This window comes from Psychrobacillus sp. NPDC096426, assembly GCF_044762745.1.
Classification (GTDB): domain Bacteria; phylum Bacillota; class Bacilli; order Bacillales_A; family Planococcaceae; genus Psychrobacillus.
Genome location: NZ_JBIWEX010000008.1, coordinates 1 through 20,497, shown reverse-complemented (window position 1 = coordinate 20,497; position 20,497 = coordinate 1). Strand labels below are relative to the sequence as shown.

General features: G+C 38.5%; 17 protein-coding genes. 16 read left to right on the top strand and 1 reads right to left on the bottom strand.

What is annotated here, in order from left to right; translation table 11 throughout:
• Nucleotides 1-2: 2 nt before the first annotated feature.
• The 12 genes from essC to ACIQYS_RS08495 all read left to right on the top strand — a co-directional run bounded on the left by essC (nucleotide 3) and on the right by ACIQYS_RS08495 (nucleotide 13,551).
• The gene (essC, locus tag ACIQYS_RS08550; RefSeq protein ID WP_402977672.1) at nucleotides 3-4,484 is read left to right on the top strand and encodes a type VII secretion protein EssC; all 4,482 of its coding nucleotides are present in this window, start codon (nucleotides 3-5) and stop codon (nucleotides 4,482-4,484) included.
• Nucleotides 4,481-7,324, top strand: coding sequence for a type VII secretion protein EsaA (esaA, locus tag ACIQYS_RS08545; RefSeq protein WP_402977669.1), 2,844 nt, complete (start codon nucleotides 4,481-4,483; stop codon nucleotides 7,322-7,324). The genes essC and esaA overlap by 4 nt, the downstream gene beginning before the upstream one ends.
• A 7-nt stretch (nucleotides 7,325-7,331) precedes the next feature.
• Complete coding sequence (locus ACIQYS_RS08540; RefSeq protein WP_402977666.1) at nucleotides 7,332-7,826, top strand: type VII secretion EssA family protein; 495 nt, start codon at nucleotides 7,332-7,334, stop codon at nucleotides 7,824-7,826.
• 15 nt (nucleotides 7,827-7,841) lie between these two features.
• On the top strand, nucleotides 7,842-8,201 hold the full coding sequence (locus ACIQYS_RS08535; RefSeq protein ID WP_402977663.1) for a YwqH-like family protein: 360 nt from the start codon (nucleotides 7,842-7,844) through the stop codon (nucleotides 8,199-8,201).
• Between the two features lie 18 nt (nucleotides 8,202-8,219).
• On the top strand, nucleotides 8,220-8,522 hold the full coding sequence (locus ACIQYS_RS08530) for a YwqI/YxiC family protein (protein ID WP_402977660.1): 303 nt from the start codon (nucleotides 8,220-8,222) through the stop codon (nucleotides 8,520-8,522).
• Nucleotides 8,519-10,075: a ribonuclease YeeF family protein gene (locus ACIQYS_RS08525; protein ID WP_402977657.1), complete on the top strand. Its 1,557-nt coding sequence runs from the start codon at nucleotides 8,519-8,521 to the stop codon at nucleotides 10,073-10,075. Before ACIQYS_RS08530 ends, ACIQYS_RS08525 begins: the two co-directional genes overlap by 4 nt.
• Nucleotides 10,076-10,104: 29 nt before the next feature.
• Entirely contained in the window at nucleotides 10,105-10,866 is a 762-nt protein-coding gene (locus tag ACIQYS_RS08520; RefSeq protein WP_402977654.1) for a hypothetical protein, read from the top strand.
• Nucleotides 10,867-11,259: 393 nt separating this feature from the next.
• Complete coding sequence (locus ACIQYS_RS08515; protein ID WP_402977651.1) at nucleotides 11,260-11,448, top strand: hypothetical protein; 189 nt, start codon at nucleotides 11,260-11,262, stop codon at nucleotides 11,446-11,448.
• Nucleotides 11,449-11,484: 36 nt separating this feature from the next.
• The gene (locus ACIQYS_RS08510) at nucleotides 11,485-11,943 is read left to right on the top strand and encodes a DUF5085 family protein (protein ID WP_402977648.1); all 459 of its coding nucleotides are present in this window, start codon (nucleotides 11,485-11,487) and stop codon (nucleotides 11,941-11,943) included.
• A complete protein-coding gene (locus tag ACIQYS_RS08505; RefSeq protein ID WP_402977645.1) occupies nucleotides 11,940-12,386 on the top strand; it encodes a DUF5085 family protein in 447 nt (148 codons plus the stop codon). The genes ACIQYS_RS08510 and ACIQYS_RS08505 overlap by 4 nt, the downstream gene beginning before the upstream one ends.
• 195 nt (nucleotides 12,387-12,581) lie before the next feature.
• Nucleotides 12,582-13,010 (top strand): hypothetical protein, encoded by a 429-nt coding sequence (locus ACIQYS_RS08500; RefSeq protein ID WP_402977642.1) that lies wholly within the window; start codon nucleotides 12,582-12,584, stop codon nucleotides 13,008-13,010.
• 103 nt (nucleotides 13,011-13,113) lie between these two features.
• Nucleotides 13,114-13,551, top strand: a complete 438-nt coding sequence (locus tag ACIQYS_RS08495; protein WP_402977639.1) for a HEAT repeat domain-containing protein — start codon at nucleotides 13,114-13,116, stop codon at nucleotides 13,549-13,551.
• A 505-nt stretch (nucleotides 13,552-14,056) separates the two neighbouring features.
• Here the strand turns inward: ACIQYS_RS08495 and ACIQYS_RS08490 are convergent.
• Nucleotides 14,057-14,794 (bottom strand): IclR family transcriptional regulator, encoded by a 738-nt coding sequence (locus ACIQYS_RS08490; RefSeq protein WP_402977636.1) that lies wholly within the window; start codon nucleotides 14,792-14,794, stop codon nucleotides 14,057-14,059.
• A gap of 140 nt (nucleotides 14,795-14,934) precedes the next feature.
• Between ACIQYS_RS08490 and ACIQYS_RS08485 the strand changes: the two genes are divergently transcribed.
• The 4 genes from ACIQYS_RS08485 to ACIQYS_RS08470 all read left to right on the top strand — a co-directional run bounded on the left by ACIQYS_RS08485 (nucleotide 14,935) and on the right by ACIQYS_RS08470 (nucleotide 19,743).
• Complete coding sequence (locus ACIQYS_RS08485; RefSeq protein ID WP_402977633.1) at nucleotides 14,935-15,807, top strand: dimethylarginine dimethylaminohydrolase family protein; 873 nt, start codon at nucleotides 14,935-14,937, stop codon at nucleotides 15,805-15,807.
• 13 nt (nucleotides 15,808-15,820) lie between these two features.
• Nucleotides 15,821-16,588 carry a dimethylarginine dimethylaminohydrolase family protein gene (locus tag ACIQYS_RS08480; protein ID WP_402977630.1) on the top strand — a complete coding sequence of 256 codons (768 nt, stop codon included), beginning with the start codon at nucleotides 15,821-15,823 and terminating at the stop codon, nucleotides 16,586-16,588.
• A gap of 64 nt (nucleotides 16,589-16,652) precedes the next feature.
• The gene (locus ACIQYS_RS08475) at nucleotides 16,653-18,074 is read left to right on the top strand and encodes an amino acid permease (protein ID WP_402977627.1); all 1,422 of its coding nucleotides are present in this window, start codon (nucleotides 16,653-16,655) and stop codon (nucleotides 18,072-18,074) included.
• A gap of 70 nt (nucleotides 18,075-18,144) precedes the next feature.
• Nucleotides 18,145-19,743 carry a M20/M25/M40 family metallo-hydrolase gene (locus ACIQYS_RS08470; RefSeq protein WP_402977624.1) on the top strand — a complete coding sequence of 533 codons (1,599 nt, stop codon included), beginning with the start codon at nucleotides 18,145-18,147 and terminating at the stop codon, nucleotides 19,741-19,743.
• Nucleotides 19,744-20,497 lie beyond the last annotated feature (754 nt).

Genomic DNA, 20,497 nt, shown 5'->3' with positions numbered 1-20,497 from the left:
CATTGCTGCAATTATGGTTGTTTTACGGGGAAGATTATCAGCGGATTTGTTTGGAGGAAGAGGATTTAAACTCCTTTACAATAGGTCCGAGGATAGAAGATGATGTCACGATTCAATCGTATCCATTTAAAAATGGACATTTTATAGTAAAAAAAGAAGACAATTATCTTACCCTATACAATGAAAAAGGGTATGTGGGCAAGTTATCGAACGAAGAGGATTTATTGATCGAACAACAAGATAAGCTACTACATTTATATACTTCTTCGACACCTATCACCTCCAAGACTTACTTTATAGACTATGAACAGGAAGTATCTTTCTCTACTAAACTAGACACTGTCACATTCCAACGAAAAAACGTTCAATTCCCAAAAGTGGAATCGGGTCATTTCTCCTTAAACAAAATAGCTACTGGATGGATTATTAAAAAAGAGTTTGGTTGTCCTTTATATGTGAATGGAAAACAATGTGAGACGAATAAAGTCCTTCAGATCGGAGATGTTATCCAGTGGGCATTTATGGAGATAAAACTAATCGAGCGAGATCGGTTGGAAGTTATAACGTCCAGTAACTATGAAACAACTGTTGCTGAAATCGAAGTACCGAAATCAGAACTGTACCAGATGTACCCAGATTATAGAAGAACGCCTCGAATGATTTATGATTTGCCTGAAGACAAAGTGTCGATATCTTTCCCGACACAGGAAAGTGATGATAACGGACGCAGTTTATTGTTAATCATTGCACTCCCACTTGTTATGCTCATTGTCCTTGGGCTCGTTGCTTACTTCATACCAAGAGGAAGCTTCATCATCATTTCGATGGCGATGTTCGTAGCAGTTTTAGTCATGTCGACCGTTCAATATTTCAAAGATCGCAAAAAGCGGAAGTTAAATGCCGAGAAAAGACTTCGCGTTTATACTGCTTATCTGGAAAATATCCGTCAGGAATTGTATGAACTCTCGGAAAAACAGAAACGCGTTTTAGCCTATCACTTCCCACCATTTGAAGAAATGAAACAAATGACGAAAGCACTCTCTAGGAGGATTTGGGAACGTACATTAGAAAGTCATGACTTTTTAGAGTTTCGACTTGGTACAGGTACTATTCCTGCTAGCTATGAAGTTAAACTCTCATCAGGTGATCTAGCGAATAGAGAAATTGATGATTTGCTAGAACAAGCACAGCGAATGGAAGCTGTATATAAAGAAATTCCCAAAGCACCGATCACAACTAATCTCTCGGAAGGAATATTAGGTCTTATCGGAAAAGAGTCGATTATGAAACGAGAATTGCATCAGCTGATCGGTCAGCTCGCATTTTCACATAGTTATCATGATACGAGATTTATTTATGTTTTTAACCACGAGGAATACGAAAGATTTGAATGGATGAAGTGGTTGCCGCATTTCAAGCTTCCACATATGCATGCGAGAGGGCTAATCCATAACGAAGAAACGCGGGATCAGTTACTTTCTTCTTTATATGAACTCATTCGTGAGCGTGATGCAGATGAAATGAAAGGAAAAGTGAAGTTCGCACCTCATCTCATTTTCATCATTTCTGATTATTCGTTACTTGCAGAGCATGTTATTTTAGAGTACTTAGAAAGCAAAAATACAAAGGAGCTTGGCATTTCCGTTATTTTTGCGGAATCAGCGCAAGAGCGTATGACGGAAAATGTTCATACACTTGTCCGCTATGTAAATGAACAAGAAGGAGAAATTTTGATCGAGGCTGGAAAGGCGGTGGAAATCCCATTTCGCTTAGATGCATATGATCAATCGACAAATGAACGCTTTGCACGCATGTTAAGAACACTGAATCATCAAATTGGAATAAAAAATTCAATTCCTGATTCCGTTAGTTTTTTAGAAATGTTCGGAGTCAGAGATGTAGCAGATGTGCCGATTAGTCACAATTGGACAATGAACGAATCAGCCAAATCATTAGCTGTACCAATTGGCTTCAAAGGAAAAGATGAACTTGTTCGCTTGAATTTACATGAAAAAGCACATGGTCCCCACGGGTTACTCGCCGGTACTACTGGATCTGGTAAAAGTGAATTTTTACAGACGTATATTTTATCGCTAGCAGTACAATTTCATCCGCACGAAGTGGCTTTTCTTTTAATCGATTATAAAGGTGGGGGAATGGCGCAGCCTTTTAAACAAATTCCACATCTTTTAGGGACGATTACGAATATCGAAGGAAGTAAAAACTTTAGTATGCGTGCACTTGCTTCTATTAATAGTGAATTGAAAAGAAGGCAGCGTCTATTTGATACGTACACCGTTACGCATATTGATGACTACACAACATTATATAAAGCTGGTAAGGCAGTGGAGCCATTGCCGCATTTGTTTCTAATTTCCGATGAGTTTGCGGAGTTGAAAAGTGAGGAACCGGAATTTATTCGTGAGCTTGTGAGTACTGCACGAATTGGCCGAAGCCTCGGTGTGCATCTTATTTTAGCAACACAAAAACCAGGGGGCATTATCGATGACCAAATCTGGAGTAACGCTCGTTTCCGTGTGGCGTTGAAAGTACAGGATGCATCGGATAGTAAAGAAATATTAAAAAACAGTGATGCCGCATCGATTACAGTAACTGGTCGAGGGTACTTACAAGTTGGGAACAACGAAGTGTATGAATTATTCCAGTCTGCATGGAGTGGAGCAGCCTATATGGAGGAAGTATTAGAAGGCGAAGATGATGTGGCGATCGTCACAGATCTCGGACTTTATCCGCTCTCCGGTATAGCAACAAATGGCAAGAAAAAATCAAGCGGCATAACGGAAATAGAAGCTGTCACAGCTAAAATTGCCGAAACGACAAAATCGCTAAACATCCGGAAATTAGCGAGTCCTTGGTTGCCACCGCTCGCACTTCGAATGGAAAAACAAGTCGCGAATGTTCCATTACAAAAAGGAATCCCAATCGGCATGATCGATGAACCCGAAAAGCAAAGTCAAACAGAAGTGAACTACGACTGGACGAAAGATGGAAATTTAGGGGTATTCGGTTCTTCCGGATATGGCAAATCGTATACATTGCTTACCGTCCTCCTTGGAATAGCCGAACAATTAACACCGAGTGAAGCAAACTTCTATATTTTGGATTATGGTAATGGATCGTTACTTCCGCTTAAACAACTCCCGCAAACAGCGGATTACTTCACAATAGATGAAGAACTTAAACGAGAAAAACTCATCAAACGAATAAAAGAAGAAATCGCAAAAAGAAAGATCGCTTTCCAACAAAGAGAAGTGAGCAACATCCATATGTATAACAAGCTGTCTGCAGAAAAATTACCATTTATTTATTTAGTAGTAGATAACTATGATATCGTCCGTGAAGAAATGGAAGAACTGGAATCGCAACTTATTCAATTCGGTAGAGATGGTCAATCACTCGGCATCTATTTGTTTGTAGCTGCAACAAGGGTTCAATCTGTTAGACAATCGCTCATGAATAACTTAAAAACGAAGGTTGTCCATTACTTATTGGATGCTACTGAAGCATTTACAGTCATTGGTCGTGTTCCTTTTAACTTAGAACCTTTCCCGGGTAGAGCCATCTTGAAAAAAGAGGATGCCTATTTTACGCAAATTTTCCTTCCTGCAAAAGGTACAGATGACTTGGAAGTATTAGAATCGCTGAAACGTACCATTCGAGTATTGCAGGATAAATACCACAAGGAAGCAGTTCCAAGTCCTATCGCGATGTTGCCGCTTGAGTTGACTTCTATCCATTTTGCCGCCTATTTGGAAGCCAAACAACAAGATGGGGTTGTTCCAATCGGATTAGATGAAGAAACTGTGCTTCCAATGGCCATCGATTTTATGAAAAATCGTCACTGTTTACTTGTTGGGCAAGTGCAACGAGGAAAAACAAATACGCTCCGTTGGATGATCACTACGTTAAAGGAACAGAAAACAGGATTTATAGCCATTTTTGATTCATTTGACCGGGGATTATCGATGTTTTCGGATGAAGCGGCTATTGATTATTTAGAAACAAAAGAGAATTTGGTTGAATGGATTTCTCGTGCGGAGCAATATTATGCAGATGTGGAAAGAATATATGTGGAAAAAGTGCAACAAGGAAATACGCATATGGATATAGTTCTTTCTTATTTTGTCATAGATGGATACACAAGATTTTTACAAGTTGCAGATAGCGGCATTCAAGATCGACTTTCAAAACTGATGAAAAATTATGCACACTTAGGATTTAATGTCATTGTTTCCGGGAATAATGCAGAATTGACAAAAGGCTATGACGCATTCACGAATGAACTAAAACTTATTCGTCAAGCAATTCTTTATATGAAAAAGTCCGAACAAACATTATACACATTAGCTTATGAGCGAAAAGAAGCCGAATTACCACTTGGATTTGGACATTATACGTTAAATGGGAATACGACGAAAGTACAACTCCCATTATGTAAGATGGAGAGGAAGATTTTGCAATGAAATCAGATAAGCATATGAAATGGTTGAAAATAATCGCTGGTATTTTAGTTATACTCGCCTTCCCTATTTTGTTTTTTCAATTGATGGGTGTTAACTTACTAGATTTGAACACGTCGAACAAACGAGTAATTGCGATTGTCAATGAAGATCTAGGACTCACAAAGGAGGAAGAAAATGTCGAGATGGGAAAAGAAGTCGTTTCCATATTGGCAGAGAAATCCCCATATGAATGGAAAGTAATGGGGCGAGGTGCCGCTGAGAATGGATTAAAATCCCATCAATATGAGGCGATCGTGTACATTCCATCCAACTTTTCGGAGAACATAATGTCTTACGATCAACAAAACCCGAAAAAAGCGGAGTTTTCCTATCAAGTACAGCGTCAAAAAACGGGCATACGAAAAGAGCGCGTGCTAAACGAAATTTCACTAGCTACGAATCGTGTAAATGAGAAAGTTTCCACGCTTTACTGGACATATATTGCCCAGGAAATGAATCATATTAAAAAAGAATTTGCGAACATTCTAGGGAAAGAAACTGAATTTTTAAGTGCCATGTCGGCATACTATAAGCCGGAATCGGAGACGCTTGCGGATGAAATGAAAAGACAGAAGGAACAAATGGATTCACTTCTTTCCACGATGGGATCCGCTAGCAACGCACATCCTGACCGTAGTGAAAATGCAGAATCATTTGGTCAGCAAATGAACGGATTCATCACGTATGTTCAACAATACAAAGGATTTCAAGATACACAAAAGCAAATCTTACAACAAGTACAAGATAGTAGTCTAGCTAAAATTCAAGCTGCCGCTGCGATGCAAGCCGAACAATATAACAAATCGGTTCAAATGCTAGAGGATAGCCAGGAACAATTAAACGAAGAAATTCAAAAAGTAAATGAAATTATGGATACCAATAAAGAAAAACTAAACGCCTTATCCGAATTACGTAAAAATGAAGTGGACCGTCAATTGACTGACTTACTAATCGTACAAGGTACTGCAATCGATCGATACAATAACACCATTTTAGGTAATTTGGAAAAAGGGATTGCAACAGGGAAAAACGGACCAGCTGTATTAGGTGTAACGAATATCGGAACTGATCAGCAACAGCTCATGTCAACAAAGGAGGAAATGGATCGTAAAGTGGCTAGTAAACAAGCACTTATACTTCCTCCATTAGAAGAAGAGCGAGAAAAAGTGACGGACATTTTAACTGCGGTTTCTGCAATGAAAGAAAGAGTAGTAGCAGCAGACCCGGATGCTGGATTTGTCGGCGAATTAGAACTACTTGAAGAAGAGTTAGCTTCCATCAATGCTGGCATTTCTGCAAAAGAAACGATTTGGAATCAAACAAAAGAAGAAGGAATGAATGATTACACACAAGCATCAACTGACTTTACAAATCTCCTAGAAAATTACAATTCTGTCTATAGAGAATATGAATCGGTACAACAAATATTGAACTCCTATCCAGTGGATACAGCGAGAATTGGTGCAGAAATTAAGCAACAAGAAGAAGCATTGTTAAAGCATCCGCAATTATCAGGTGATCAGCGTACAAGATTGGAAGAGTTATTTGCAAAAGGTGCAACTAGTACCGATGCTAGTTCACTTCTCTCCTATTACGCAACACTAGAACAATTTGAATTTACGCTTAGCGAGGGAGGGCAAACTGCAAATAAGGACGACATGTTAGAAGATGAAATTTTAACAGCTTTATTAAAAAACGTTGTGGATTTGAATGAGGAGGAGCTTGCAGGCTGGACTTCCGTAAGTGAAAGCATTCCAGAAACAGAACTTGGCATTACGGATTTGAACACAACATTTGCTGCAATTATTTCCGGTTACGAAGAAACGGTAGAGGAACAGCATACATCGTTACTGTCAGATTTAACGGCAATTGATAAACAAGCGAATATGCTTCTTCAACAAATTCAAACACCAGCTATGATGATTGGATCAAGCGAGCCTGTGCCTTCAACTACGGAAGGGGAAGTTCTATCGGGCCAACAAACAGTTAGTAACCAGCTTGTTTCTTTAAGTGGAATGATGCAATCTTTATCGCAAAAGCAAAATAGCTTGGTCAATTATGCGAATGATTTGTCTGCAAAAGCTGGTGATATTAAGAATACTTCGAATGAATTTAGTAAAAAGTGGGAAACAAATGTAAATGCAATGACCGCTTTTGATGAAGATATTCAAGGATTCCTTGCTAACACGTATGTAGATGGGCAAGAAAATGGGTATGCATTCAATCATTTTGTAAATCCACTATCTGTAAAGGGAGAGGCCGCACTATCGGAAGAAGTGGAGAAAGTGCCTCCAGTCATTCTATTTATCATTTTACTTATTAGTAGTTTGTCGATCGGATATTTCACTTATCAAATGAAAGAAGGTCCAATCGGATTACGTTTAGGTCTCACAGGAATATTGTCAATACTTGTCGGGCTTATCATTAGTTTATACAGTATTAATATGTATATTTTGAACGATGACCGTGCAGTGGAATGGACTATTTTCACGATTCTATTACTCCTTGCGAGTGCTGGAATTATCCGAGCTGCTCTCGAGTTTGGTCAATCAGCGGGATGGATCGCAAGTGTTGCACTCATGTGTGTGTATATTATTCCACTATTGATCCTTGCCGTGCCAGATATCCAACTTCCCGATCTATTATCAACGGTATATATGTCTATCAAATATGAACCGGAAACAAGTTTCTTGTGGGGAACAATCATTACTGGCGTTATCGCGATTATTATGCTAACGGTATCGTATTTTAGACAATCAAATAAACCGGTAGTGAGTGCTGAAGAAGCGTATGAAAGTTAATAGGATAATGTTATTTGTTTTACTAGTGCTCTGTGTTTTATTTGTAGACTTACAAGTTGTCCTAGCACAAGAAGATAAAACGGTAGAAGAGCTTGAACCTGTAATTTATGAAAAGCTAAAATTCAAAAAAAACACGGATTACTTGCATGATGGAAAGAAAACAGAGATGAAGAACACGATTCCAGATAAGCAGTTTGATATTTACTTTGATGGGAGAAAACAGCTTCCAAATAGAAGCGACACTTCATTTCTGTTTCAAACTTCCGCTAGAGGTAAAAAAAGTACGATCGCGGCGAAATCTTCCGAACTTAACCTGTTTATGAACGAAAGTAAGGGAGATAAGCTGCTACCAGATAGTGCGTTTCTTAACAATGAAACGGTCACTAATAAAACACGTACGATGATTTTTCTAACTATTATCGTCGTTGGTGTGTTTGCCTTATTTATCATCGTTTTACCGAAATTGGTTCAACCATCTGAAACTTCTACTACCAAAGGATAAGAGAGGAGAATACATTTGCTTGGATATTATTATGCACTGTTGCACAAGAAACAAGAAGAATTAAGACGACTAAACGAATGCCAAGGGTCACTAACCGAAAAACAAGGGCAATTTAATGAGAATGAATATAAGTGTCTAGAACCTGAGCTGAGTACAACTACATGGTTTGGAACGCTTGCTACAAGTTTTGATGATATTCGGGAAGCTGGAATTCATGCGTCGTATTTAGAAATAACTGGTGCTCAATTTTCTGCGGTGTTTAGCGCTATTTCGAATAAAATTACATCACTTATTGCAGAAATTGCATCGATTCAACAAACGATTGCGAATTTATTGGCTGAAGAAGCTAGACAAAGGGCAGAGGCTTCTAAATAATGTGGGGGGAGAATCTTTATGTCAACTGAAGTGAAAATCGTATATGCTGATGTGGAAATGCAACTCGTAGAAATGACAAATGCTAATGAATCGCTTAATCCAAAAGCAGAACCGCCAATTACAGGAAATACAATGGATGTTGTGACGAAATTAACGGATCTTTCAACGATGCTGGAGCAATTACTGACGAAATATCAAACGGTACTAAACACGAACATACAGACTACTAAGAGTTCCGTTGAATTTATGAAGGAATCCGATGAGAAAATTGCAACTGTTATGGAAGGTACGGTTAATGGACCGCAGAGGTTGGCTCCATGAAAATATTAGATGTCAGTCCGTTTCATGATGGCTTACAGCGAAATATTACGATGCTTACTCGGATCGAGGGTGAGATGAAGGCAATAGAAACTGCTATTCTTGGTCTAGCTTCCATGGAAGATTCTTTAAAAGGAAAAGGTGGAAATGCAATTCGAGCGTTTTACAATGATTGTCATTTGCCATTCTTACAATTCTTCCTCACGTTCAAAACCGCATTCGACAGCACCCTTACTCAAATGGGTGCTGCACTCGATGCTTTAGAGCCAGATCGAAATGGTTTTATTCGTCAAAGTTTTCTAGAAGGGGAACTAGAAGAAGGGCTAACGGAAATCTCCCAAGTAACTAGTAATCTAACAGAAGAAACAAATGGCATTATGGATCAAGTCGCAGATATCGTTTCACTTCCTCATTTAGATGATAGTGGCGTGCAAGATGGTGTTAGTAATGCTAAAAAAAAGCGAGATAATACAGTTATCGATTTGAATGAGTTTGATACGAATCAGACGAATGCATTGACGCAAGCCGAATCCGATCTGCTTATGTTGAAACTGTGGTTGTTGGAAATTGAAGGCATGATGAATGACGGCTTGACAGATATTGACTTTCCGGCAGACCGGTGGAGGGAGTATTCGGAAAGCCATCCCCTACGAACACAGTTAGATACCCCTTTAGGGGATACAGGGAATGTGGATGCAGATGGGGAAGAAGAGAAGCCAGGAAATGTTTCATCTGCAAATCCGACCGTGGAAGAGTTGGCGACAGCGGTTGTGTGGGCTACAAGAGCGAATACAGCTATTACTGGTGGAGTTTCGAGCTTTGGGATGTATGTAGCCGGTAAAGATGGCGGATTAAGTACATCGAGAGTATTGGATCCAAAAACAGGTACGTATGGATATCGTATCAATGCTACAGGTAAAGCAGTAAGAAGTCTAAGAGCAGATTTAGATGCTAAAGGGTTTAAAGAGTTAATGAAAAATGTTCCAAAAGGAAATAATAAATGGTCGCCTAAACATTATGAAATTGCGGCAAATAATACGGTAATGTTGAAATATGGCACAAAAAAAACTGAGCAAAGCGGTTGGTCTGGAACTGGGGACGAAGCTTTAAAAAAACATCCATCCCTTGCCTATTGGAATGATCAGGCAACATCTGTTCAAAAGGCGAAAACAGTAGGATCTGCCACGCTTAAAGGAACCGGAGAGGCGTTTAAAGATCTTGTTGATGTAAAAGGTATGGTAACAAGTGGACCTTTAAAAGGAGCTGGAAAAGCACTGGGTCCTATAGGTGCTGGATTAAGTTATTATGGCAACTATACGACTGCCAAAGATGAAGGTCTTAGCGATGGGGAAGCTGCTGGACGTGCAACGGTGGATACGGCGATTGATGTGGCTGTTGGTGGAGCGGTGCAGGTTGGGCTTACTGCATTAGGAACGGTATTAATACCAATTCCAGGAGTGGGTACTGCTTTTGGTAGTAGGACTTGGAATCCTCGTAAATTCTGCGTTAAATGCGAAAGTAGGAAAAGAAAAGAAATCCGCTATGGATCGTATTAAAGGATGGTTCCATTAATCAAGAAAGAGATGTGATTAGATTGAAGCTAAAAGAAGAAGATTTTGGAGCACTTAAAGGCCCCCTTGAATCTGGAAGACAAAGTCCTGGAAATTTAGGCTTCGCCCTAATTTTAGGCATTGTTTTTCAGCCATTACTTTATGCGTTGGAGTATTTTATAGCAGCTGATTCGACGATTTTTCCGTATAAGGACGAGATATTGAAGGTTCATTTTTGGATAACCGCTGTGCTTATTGTATTATCTCTCATTTATGCAATTCCAGCAGTATATAAAAGAAGTGGAAAGATACAGTATCTTATATCCATTCTAGTATCACAGAATTTATTTTCTATTTCAGTTCTTATAATGGCAATATTTTTTATTGGGCAGGATGGAGATAGTATGCATATTTCCCCCAGCTCTCTTCTAACCTTCACTTATACTTTATTATTTATAGGCTTGTTGGTTTTTATTGCTACATTTATCCGCTTCTACTTACTGTTGCGGAAGGGGCATTACCGAAAAGGATCTAAAAAAGACATGTTGAGGGGAAGATTCGAAACAAAATCCTATTTACCAGTAGCTGTAATTGGCGGTCTTGGTATCGTTTTTATTATCCAGTACATTGCTAGAAATTCTGCTATTAATGATATTAATGCCATAGTTGTTATAGTAATCGGCATTGCTCTGTTTTTTGGGATGGCATTTGTACTTCCTGAGCAACTTGTCATCTTATATTGTAAGTTTCGGTTTAAGAGCTTTAATTTTAATGAGCGTGGATATTTGAATAAATAGGGTTTAATTGATGTGGAGTGCTCAAATGAGAAAAAAATTTAAGGAAGAAGATTTTGCAGTACTGAGAGGACCTTTTGAATCTGGGAGACAAAGCCCCGGTGCTTTAGCAGGTATTCTAATAGTGTCAGTCTTCTTATAAGCAATGATGTATTCGTTAGAATATTTTGTGGCAGGAAGGTCTACAATTTACCCTAATAAAGATGGAATATTGAAAGTACATTTTTGGTTTACTTTAGCACTTATTGTCTTGTCCCTTTTTTATTCTTTATTGTTATTTTCCTGCGATTTTATTTTCTCTTACGTAATGGACATTACCGTAAAGGTTCAAAAAAAGGTGAGATAAGGAACAAATTAGAGACAACTTCATATATTTCAGCTGCAATTATTGGTGGTATGGGTATTGTTTTTGCCATCAAATTTGTGGATAGGAACACGGAAATAGCTGATTTAAATGGAATGATTTTTATTGTAACTGGAATTTCTTTGTTTTTCGTAATGCTATTTATCTTACCGGAGCAGCTTGTCATTTTACATTGTAAGTTCACTTTAAGAGCTTTACTTTTAATGATCGAGGTTATTTGAATAAGTAGGAAACAATTTGAGAAAGGGTGAATGAGGATGGGAATTGAAATGTGTTCGTTAGTTTTTGAGAATGTGTTGACGTATGAAGTGGAGCAGAAAAAAGCAGATTGGCAAGAAAGTATTTATATGCTAGAAGATTTTACGCTTAATAAGGATGTCTATCGAAATGGACCGATATGTTTTTCGTTTGTGCAAAGTTTAACAGATGAAAAATCAGGTCGATTTACATATTACTTACCTATAAGTAGTCCGGTTGTACTGGCGGATGAGGGTGATTTTTCATTTAAAGAAATCTTTGTGTTGGAAAGGGCTTTGATCATGCGACAGGCGGATCAAGAAATGGATTTTTATGCTGCTTATGAAAAAATAAAATCGTATGCTAATGCCAGAGGGATAAAGCTAGATAATACGTATTATTGTGTGTTATTAGAAGTGTATGGCGATTATATAATTGATTTGTATGTGCCAGTAATAGGGCAGGGTGATGAAGAATGATTGTAGAAAACCATCAAATTGCTTATCGGAATGTGGCATCGAAATTGTATAACTTTTTGCCAGAGGAAATTGATATCGCGTTAAATGACTTTGATGAAATTTTAACCGGACATGGGTATCATCCAACTGGAGCGATATTTTTTTCGATAATTAGTGATCCAACTGCAGAAGTGATGACAGCGCAACTATTTCTTCCAATTGCAGAAAGCCTTTTTTCATTTCCAAATGATGAAGAAGTAAATTTTAGTAGCTATTTTATTGTCGATAAATTAATCATGACGAGAATTACAGAAGAGTATGAAGTGCAATCGCAAGTTAAGTATTGGGAACTGTTCTCCTATTTAAAAGAGCATAATATGACTCAAAAAACTCCTGTATTCGTTCAGTTCAAGAAAACACAATCCAATCGAACCTATGCTGAAATGAGTCTAGGAGTATTGTAATTAATTAATAGATTAGAAGTGTTGCTAGTGCTAGAGCGAGTAACACTTCTGTAATATTTGGTTAATATAGATAGGAGAGAGAACCCCTATAGAAAAGAAAAACGTAGACAAGAGAAGTATGAGAAATCTTATTATTTATTTTTCGGAATCTATGGCGTAGTAAATACGTATATTTACTTTTTGGCGATTCAAAAAATGATGTATATAAATATGGGAGCACAGGGTAGTGGATCTTTCATTATCGGTGTATTGTTTTTTCTTGTTCTATTGGTAGGGATGAATTTTCTAAATTGGAAAGCACTATATTCGGGAACGTATTATAAATTACAGCAAAAAAGCATTATTCCTGTTAGTTGGATGTCTGTTGGAGGAGCAGGTTATGTATTGGGCCAGCTTATTTTATCTTTTATATACACGGTTTCTGCTGTTTTTATAGTGATTATTATTTGTATATCTCTGTTATCCCTCCTAACAGCTTACTTTTCCATTTTTATTCATCGCTACTATTATATGAGTAAGAATATAAAACTAGTAAAGCAAGTGTATCCCGAGTTTGGGATGCCAATGAGTGAACGGTACAAAAAGAAGAAAAACATAAAAAAACTACATAAATCAATCGAATAATATAAGGCTTACCCGATAAAAATAGGAGAACAATCAATCGTAGTATATAATGAAGAGATGTGACAGTAATGAAGAGTTGAACAAAAAAAGGAGTTTGGATTAGTTGAGTAAAAAGATAGTGAATAATGAGTTACCGGAGAATTATGAGGAATTAAAAAAAGCAGCAAACCGTACGTCCAATTGGAGAGCACGTTATGATGCTGTTGAGGAATTAGGAAAGTACAATACTAGTCAAGTGATCGACATTATGAAATCTAGATTAGCAAATGACCCAGTATATAAAATTCAAGAAGCTGCATATCGTATTCTTCTTGAGTTCGGAGAAGAGGCTGCGCTTCCTGCACGCAAAAAGTTCGAAGTGATTAAAGGGGCTAATAAAGTCTTCGTTCGCGTGAAAAAAAGTTTACCAGCTGATCATACATTTGAAGAATTCGCAACAAAGTTAAGAAGAATGCGTATTGATGTGTACGATGCATATGAAGGTGAAAAAGGTTCCGAATTTAAAACATGGCTTGAAAACGAATGGGCTAACTTGAAGTAATATTAAGGATATATGTAAGAAGAGAGCAACTGTCGAATAGGCGGTTGCTCTCTTTTTTTAATATATTTCCATTCAATAATCCCGCTGATTTCCGTTACAGGCGGACGCTTTCCGCGGGGTGAGAGATGAGCCATCACCGCCGCTTTCGCGTACGTTGTGATGGCACATCTGTCTCACTCATCCCGCTGGAGTCACCGCCTTCCTCTACAATCAATTGAATGATTTCAAATCAATAATAAATTAAATGATAAGCAAGTATAAAATTTTGTGGCCCATGAACCCAGAATTCCTGATATTAAAGAGTAAAATGTTACGGCTGATTTCCGTTACAGGCAGACGCTTTCTACGGGTTGAGCGATGAGCTATCACCGCCGCTTTCGCGTCCGCCTAAGATGTCATCTGTCTCAATCATGAGGCCACTGGAAAAGTTGCTTTTTTTCTAAAATGAAAAATTTAATCCCATATTTCTATCAATTATTAAAGTGCTTGTGAGCTTGAGCTTTTTTTAGTTATTAAATCTTAACCTTGTGGAAATATTATTCCCGGTCTCCATTACTTTTCTTATTAGGAACTCGAGCCGTTCTTCCGTTAGATTAAAGCTGACAACGCCCACACTTATGGCACCGATGATTTGTCCAATGCTGTCTTTAATAGAAACTGCGACAGAAGATGTGCCTTCTGTTCTTTCAGAGTGACTAGTTGCGTAGCCTTGCTTCGTGATTTGATTAAGTGTTTGTAGAAACTCTGGAATATTATCTGCAGGTAAAAGCTGAGACAAAATACTTTCAGATTGTGACCTAGGCATAGCAGCAAGCATGGATTTATTGGCAGCACCGATATGCATTGGAATACGCAATCCAAGTTGATCGTAAATTCGAATTGGATTATTTTCGCTATCAATTCTTTCAACAATCATCGCTTCTGTTCCAACAGGTTTACTTAAATAGACACTCTCTTCTACTTCCCTAGACAAGCGTTCCAGCTCGGGTCTGATTTTGCTGACGTAGTCTATTGTATCGTACACTTGTAAACCATACTCTAACCAAACCATGCCAAGACGGTACAATTTGGAGTCTTCATCTTGCTCAACCATACTTTGTTTAATCATCGCTTGTAATAATCGATGCATCGTGCTGAGTGGAAGCTCGCATTGTTTGGAGAGTGCGGAAATACTTACTCCTTTTTCATTTGCATGCGCTGCTAAAACTTTTGCAACACGCATTGCGCGCGAAATCGATTGCATGGAAACACCACCTGTTTTTTGATTAATAATAGAAAGTATTCTAAATATATTGACATCGTAGCATAGAACTCATATATTTTAAATATAAACTTTCCGTTATGCGGTTATACTTTCCGATAAACGGAAAAAGGGGGAGAAAGATGGCATACAATTCATCTATGTATAAAAAATTAGAAAGAGTAATTGTGAAGCATCCAGACGATGCCTTTATTAGTCAGCAGCACTTATCAGATGAGTGGAAGACATTTAATTATGTTCAAGAACCAAATTTTGAAGAAGCGGTTCGTGAGTATAAAGGTTTCATCGAGATCTTAGAAAAATATGTACCTCAAATTGACTACCTTCCGAAAGCAGACACTGTTGGGTTGGATTCCATTTATGCACATGATCCTGTCAAATTCACACCTGCTGGAGCTATCATTTTAAAATCAGGGAAAAAATTAAGACAGCCAGAAGCTACTGTTTATAAAGAGTTTTTACTAGAAAAAGAGATTCCGATTATTGGAGAGTTGACTGGTGATGCGGTTTCGGACGGTGGGGATATCGTCTGGTTAGATGATAAAACACTTGTAGTTGGTCGTGGATATCGTACAAACGACGAAGCAATTCGCCAATTGAAAGAAATGACAGCACCATTTGTAGACGACTTCATCGTTGTGCAGCTTCCCCATGATCAAGGAGAAGCAGAATGCTTACATTTGATGTCTTTCATTAGTATGGTCGATAAAGACTTGGCGGTGGTGCATTCACCATTAATGCCAGTATTTTTCCGTCAGTTATTGATAGAACGTGGTATTCAATTAGTGGAAGTACCAAAGGCGGAATACGATAATCTTGGATGCAATGTTCTAGCACTTGCACCGCGTGTTTGTGTCATAGTCGAAGGCAATGAATCGACGAAACAACAATTGCTTGATGCAGGAGCAACAGTTTATGAATATAAAGGACGCGAGATCAGTGTTTTAGGTACTGGTGGTCCTACGTGTCTAACAAGTCCAGTAATTAGAAACTAAGGGGGAAAATAAAATGAGTAAATTTCAAAATGTAATCGTAAAAACACCTGGTAAAAGCTATGTAGAAGGATTAACTACTTCGGATCTTGGAAAACCGGATTATGATAAATTACTAGTTCAGCATGAGGCTTATGTGGAAGCTTTGAAAAAATGTGGAGTAGAAGTCACGCTTCTTTCAGCGAGTGAAGAATTTCCAGATTCAACGTTTGTGGAAGATGCTGCAGTACTGACAGCTGAATTTGCAGTTGTAACGAATCCAGGTGCGGAATCTCGCAATGGAGAAATCGTTGAAATTGAAAGTGTTTTAAAAGATTTTTATAACAAGTTCCATTATATTAAATCGCCTGGCACTCTGGATGGTGGGGATATTTTACAAGCGGATAATAAGTTTTATATCGGAATTTCTGAACGTACGAATGAAGAAGGGGCGCGTCAGTTAAAAGAAATTTTAGAAAGCGAAGGATTTGAAGCAACAATTATCCCGCTTAAAAAGTTCTTCCACTTGAAAACGGGAATTGCTTATTTAGGCAATAATAAAATGGTCGTTGCAGGTGAATTTATTGATCATCTTGAATTTGATTCATACGATAAAATCGTTATTAGCGATGAAGATGAATACTCAGCCAACTGTATTCGTGTGAATGATTATGTAATTATTCCAGAAGGGTACAGCGAAACGAAACGCAAAATTAACGAAGCAGGCTACAAAACAATTGAGCTTGATATGTCTGAAGTTCAAAAGCAAGACGGCGGTCTAAGTTGCCTATCTTTGAGATTCTAACGAACAGGGAAGAATAGAAGAGGATTTGGTTTAGTTAAATTAGCTGCAATAGGGGAGGGATATTATGTCTAATATTGGAGATTCATCACAACAAAATTTATTAAATCGCTCGATGAAAAGCCGCCATTTATTTATGCTTTCTCTTGGTGGAGTAATTGGGACGGGGTTATTTTTAAATGCAGGTTATACGATAAATCAAGCTGGTCCTGGGGGAGCTATTCTTGGTTATTTATTTGGTGGATTAATCTTGTATATGGTAATGGTTTGTCTAGGGGAGCTAGCTGTTTATATGCCTGTAACGGGTTCTTTCCAAACATATGCCACGCGTTTTATTAGTCCGTCAGCAGGATTTTCGCTTGGGTGGATGTATTTTGTAGGCTCGGCTGCTACAGCTGGAGTAGAGTTTACTGCAGCTGGAATACTTATGCAGCATTGGTTTCCGGATGTACCAATCTGGATATGGTGTGCAATTTTCATGGTATTACTATTTGCATTGAATGCGCTTACAACGAGAGCTTTTGCTGAGGCGGAATTTTGGTTTGCAGGTATTAAGGTTGTTGCTGTAATTCTGTTTATAATCATTGGTGCTGCGGCAATTTTCGGGATTATCCCATTGGAAGAAAGAGCAACACCATTTGCGACTAATTTAGCACCTACAGGACTGTTCCCAGCTGGGATTGCGATCGTTTTTGTGACGATGATGAATGTCATCTTCTCTTACCAGGGATCTGAGTTGGTTGGTATTGCCGCAGGAGAAACAGAAAATCCGCAGAAGAACATTCCGAAAGCGATCCGAACGATTCTATTTAGAATTGTCGTGTTTTATATTGCATCCATTATCATATTATCCGCTATTTTCCCAGCATCTGAACTTGGATTGTTGGAAAGTCCATTTGTCACGTTGATGAATTTAGCCGGTATTCCATATGCAGGTAGTATTATGAACTTTGTTATTTTAACTGCCATATTATCCGTAGGGAATTCATGTTTGTATGCATCCACTCGTTTACTATGGTCGATGGCTAAAGAAGGTATGGCACCGAAAGTGTTTGGCCGTCTTACGAAACGAAAAGTTCCATTAACAGCATTATTGTTCACGATGCTTTTCTCTCTTTTGTCATTACTTACAAGTGTAATGGAAGCGGATGCGGTATTCGTATTATTAATGTCAATAGCAGGAATTTCCGTCACTATCTCCTGGATGGGCATTGCTGCATCTCAACTAATGTTCCGAAAACGTTATTTAAAGAATGGTGGAAAACTGGAGGATCTAGGATATAAAGTTCGTTTCTATCCATTTGTTCCTATATTCTGTATCGCGTTTTGTTTGTTGATATTAGTATTTTTAGCGTTCGATCCAACGCAGCGAGTAGGTCTATATTATGGTGTAGGTTTTTTCATCGCTTGTATGCTATTCTATAAATTGAGATTAGAGAAAAAGAATCAAAAAGAAGCTGTAGTAAAGAAAGTCGTACAAGAGAGCTAGTTTAAGAGCTTGTAGAATATAACAATTATGTTACGGGTGCCTGGCATCTGTAGCAAAGGAGAAAGATAGAATGAGTCAGTTATTATGGGATACATCGGAGAAACTTCGAGCGTTGTTATGTGAACTTGTTAGTTGGGATAGTATTACGTTGACAGAAGGGGAAACTACTTTTGCTCCAAAAGTGTTGGATAAGTTAAGAGAATTAGCGTATTTTCAAGATCATCCGAGCCATCTGCAGTTACATGATGCAGGGCTTGGGAGACATGTGGTAACTGCATTATACAAGCACCCAGAAGCGGTGGAAACGGTTGTTTTAATCAGCCATTTTGATACGGTCCAAACCGAAGAATATGGATCTTTACAAGCCCTTGCTTATTTTCCAGAGGAGCTTACGAAAAAGCTAATGGAAAATCCGGATGATTTGCCAGAAACGGCACGTATTGATTTGGAAACAGGTAAGTACTTGTTTGGTCGAGGTACAATGGATATGAAAATGGGGCTTGCACTTCATATGCAGTTGCTTGAAAAAGCGAGTCGTGAAGAGTGGCCGATAAACCTTGTTTTAACTACTGTTCCAGATGAAGAAGTGAATTCTGCAGGAATGCGTGCAGCTGTACCTCAGTTAGTTCGTATTCGCGAAGAGTTTGGATTATCATATAAGCTATTTTTGAATAGTGAACCGTCATTTTCGCAAAAACCTTTGGATATTGCGGAGTATATTTATTCTGGAACAATCGGTAAAATAATGCCTGCCGCTTTATTTTATGGAAAAGAGACGCATGTTGGAGAGCCGATGAAAGGGATGACGGCGAACTACATCGCTTCCTATTTGACGCAGCGAATGGAGTGGAATCCTTTATTCCGTGAATCGGATCTTGGAGAAAGTACACCACTTCCGGTTTCATTACAACAAAAGGATCTGAAAATGTCTTACTCGACACAAACGCCGTATCGCGCTGTGGCACTTTACAATGTGTTTTTGTTGAAACGAACAGCTGCAGAAGTAATGGATTTGTTTGAGCAAGTAGCAACCGAAGCAATGGGCGCATTGAATGTAAGCTATAAAATGATTTGTGACCGCGAGCAAGTGAGCGGCGTTGGGGAAGTGAAAGTGCTTCGCTATGAACAGCTATTAGCTCATGCAACAAAAAAATTAGGTATAGCTGAAGTAGAACGTCTGAAAAATGAAACTCTCCAAAATGAGGAATGGGATGACCGTGAAAAGTCACTTCGTATTGTGGATAATCTAATGATTCAATGCCAGGAGCTTGCACCTGCAACAGTTCTATTATTTGCGCCACCATATTATCCAGCTGTCAATACTTCCGAACATCCGCTCGTGAAGGAAGTGGTAGAGCTGATGAAAAAGTCTGCCCAATCATTTGGTAATCAAATCGATCAAATTCATTATTTCAATGGTATTTGCGATTTAAGTTATGTAAATTATGATGATTCAGGCAAAGGTTGGACTGCTTTTGAAAGCAATACACCGGTATGGGGAGATACATATAGTATACCATTCGAGGATATGGCGCAGCTTAAAGGGCCAGTGTTGAATGTAGGTCCATTTGGTAAAGATGCACACCAGAGAACAGAGCGACTGCATGTTGATAGTGCCTTTGTCGAAATGCCAGTCATGCTGGAAACACTTGTTAAAAGCCTATATTAATAGAAAAAGTGACTCCATCTTCTATAGGTGGAGTCACTTTTTGATATTTAGGAAATTTTAAAATGTCTGCTATGTGGAGATTTTTCTCCCAACAACATAAGTATGCGACTGTTTAGAGATAAAGCATAGTAATCTTAATGAGGCTCTTTTAAGTGTCCGCTAGGATTTCCGCTCCAGGCGGACGCTTTCCGCGGGGCGGGCGGTGAGCCCCCTCGGTCGCTGGCGCTCCACTGAGGGTTCTCACCTGTCCCGCTTAATCCCGCAGGAGTCGCCGCCTTGCGCTCCAATCAATGGGAATTTCTTGCTAATTTAGTATCTGCAATTATCAGAGATTTAACTTGATCAGAACAACTACGCAATATTTATTAAACCTAATCAATAAATGCTGTTTCCAAATAAGTGGAGCATTTTAGAGGATAAAGTTTTCATTTTCTGTTGTTTATTGGATAGCACCTTGTGATCATTGTAGTTTCATTCCAAGAAAACTTGTTATTTTAAGAATTGATTGCTTTCACTAACAATTTGGTTGCTCCCTAAGTAGAACTGGTTGCTTTAAGTGACTGGTTTGTTGCTCATAGCCATTTACTGGATTTGTTATTAGGAATACTACATAAGATTTAATTGAAAGTAGTGACACTGATTAGTTAGCAAATATTGCGGATTGGAGCGGAAGGGCGGCGACTCCAGGAGCGACCGAGCATAGGTTGCAACATATAGTGGGTGGGATTCCCACCGAGTAAGAACTAGCCATTCG

Coding starts and splice junctions, on each gene's coding strand:
- esaA (WP_402977669.1), top strand. CDS start 4,481: ATGAAATCAGATAAGCATATGAAATGGTTGAAAATAATCGCTGGTATT.
- ACIQYS_RS08500 (WP_402977642.1), top strand. CDS start 12,582: ATGATGTATATAAATATGGGAGCACAGGGTAGTGGATCTTTCATTATC.
- ACIQYS_RS08540 (WP_402977666.1), top strand. CDS start 7,332: ATGTTATTTGTTTTACTAGTGCTCTGTGTTTTATTTGTAGACTTACAA.
- ACIQYS_RS08510 (WP_402977648.1), top strand. CDS start 11,485: ATGGGAATTGAAATGTGTTCGTTAGTTTTTGAGAATGTGTTGACGTAT.
- ACIQYS_RS08530 (WP_402977660.1), top strand. CDS start 8,220: ATGTCAACTGAAGTGAAAATCGTATATGCTGATGTGGAAATGCAACTC.
- ACIQYS_RS08485 (WP_402977633.1), top strand. CDS start 14,935: ATGGCATACAATTCATCTATGTATAAAAAATTAGAAAGAGTAATTGTG.
- ACIQYS_RS08480 (WP_402977630.1), top strand. CDS start 15,821: ATGAGTAAATTTCAAAATGTAATCGTAAAAACACCTGGTAAAAGCTAT.
- ACIQYS_RS08490 (WP_402977636.1), bottom strand. CDS start 14,794: ATGCAATCGATTTCGCGCGCAATGCGTGTTGCAAAAGTTTTAGCAGCG.
- ACIQYS_RS08470 (WP_402977624.1), top strand. CDS start 18,145: ATGAGTCAGTTATTATGGGATACATCGGAGAAACTTCGAGCGTTGTTA.
- ACIQYS_RS08475 (WP_402977627.1), top strand. CDS start 16,653: ATGTCTAATATTGGAGATTCATCACAACAAAATTTATTAAATCGCTCG.
- ACIQYS_RS08515 (WP_402977651.1), top strand. CDS start 11,260: ATGGGTATTGTTTTTGCCATCAAATTTGTGGATAGGAACACGGAAATA.
- ACIQYS_RS08505 (WP_402977645.1), top strand. CDS start 11,940: ATGATTGTAGAAAACCATCAAATTGCTTATCGGAATGTGGCATCGAAA.
- ACIQYS_RS08525 (WP_402977657.1), top strand. CDS start 8,519: ATGAAAATATTAGATGTCAGTCCGTTTCATGATGGCTTACAGCGAAAT.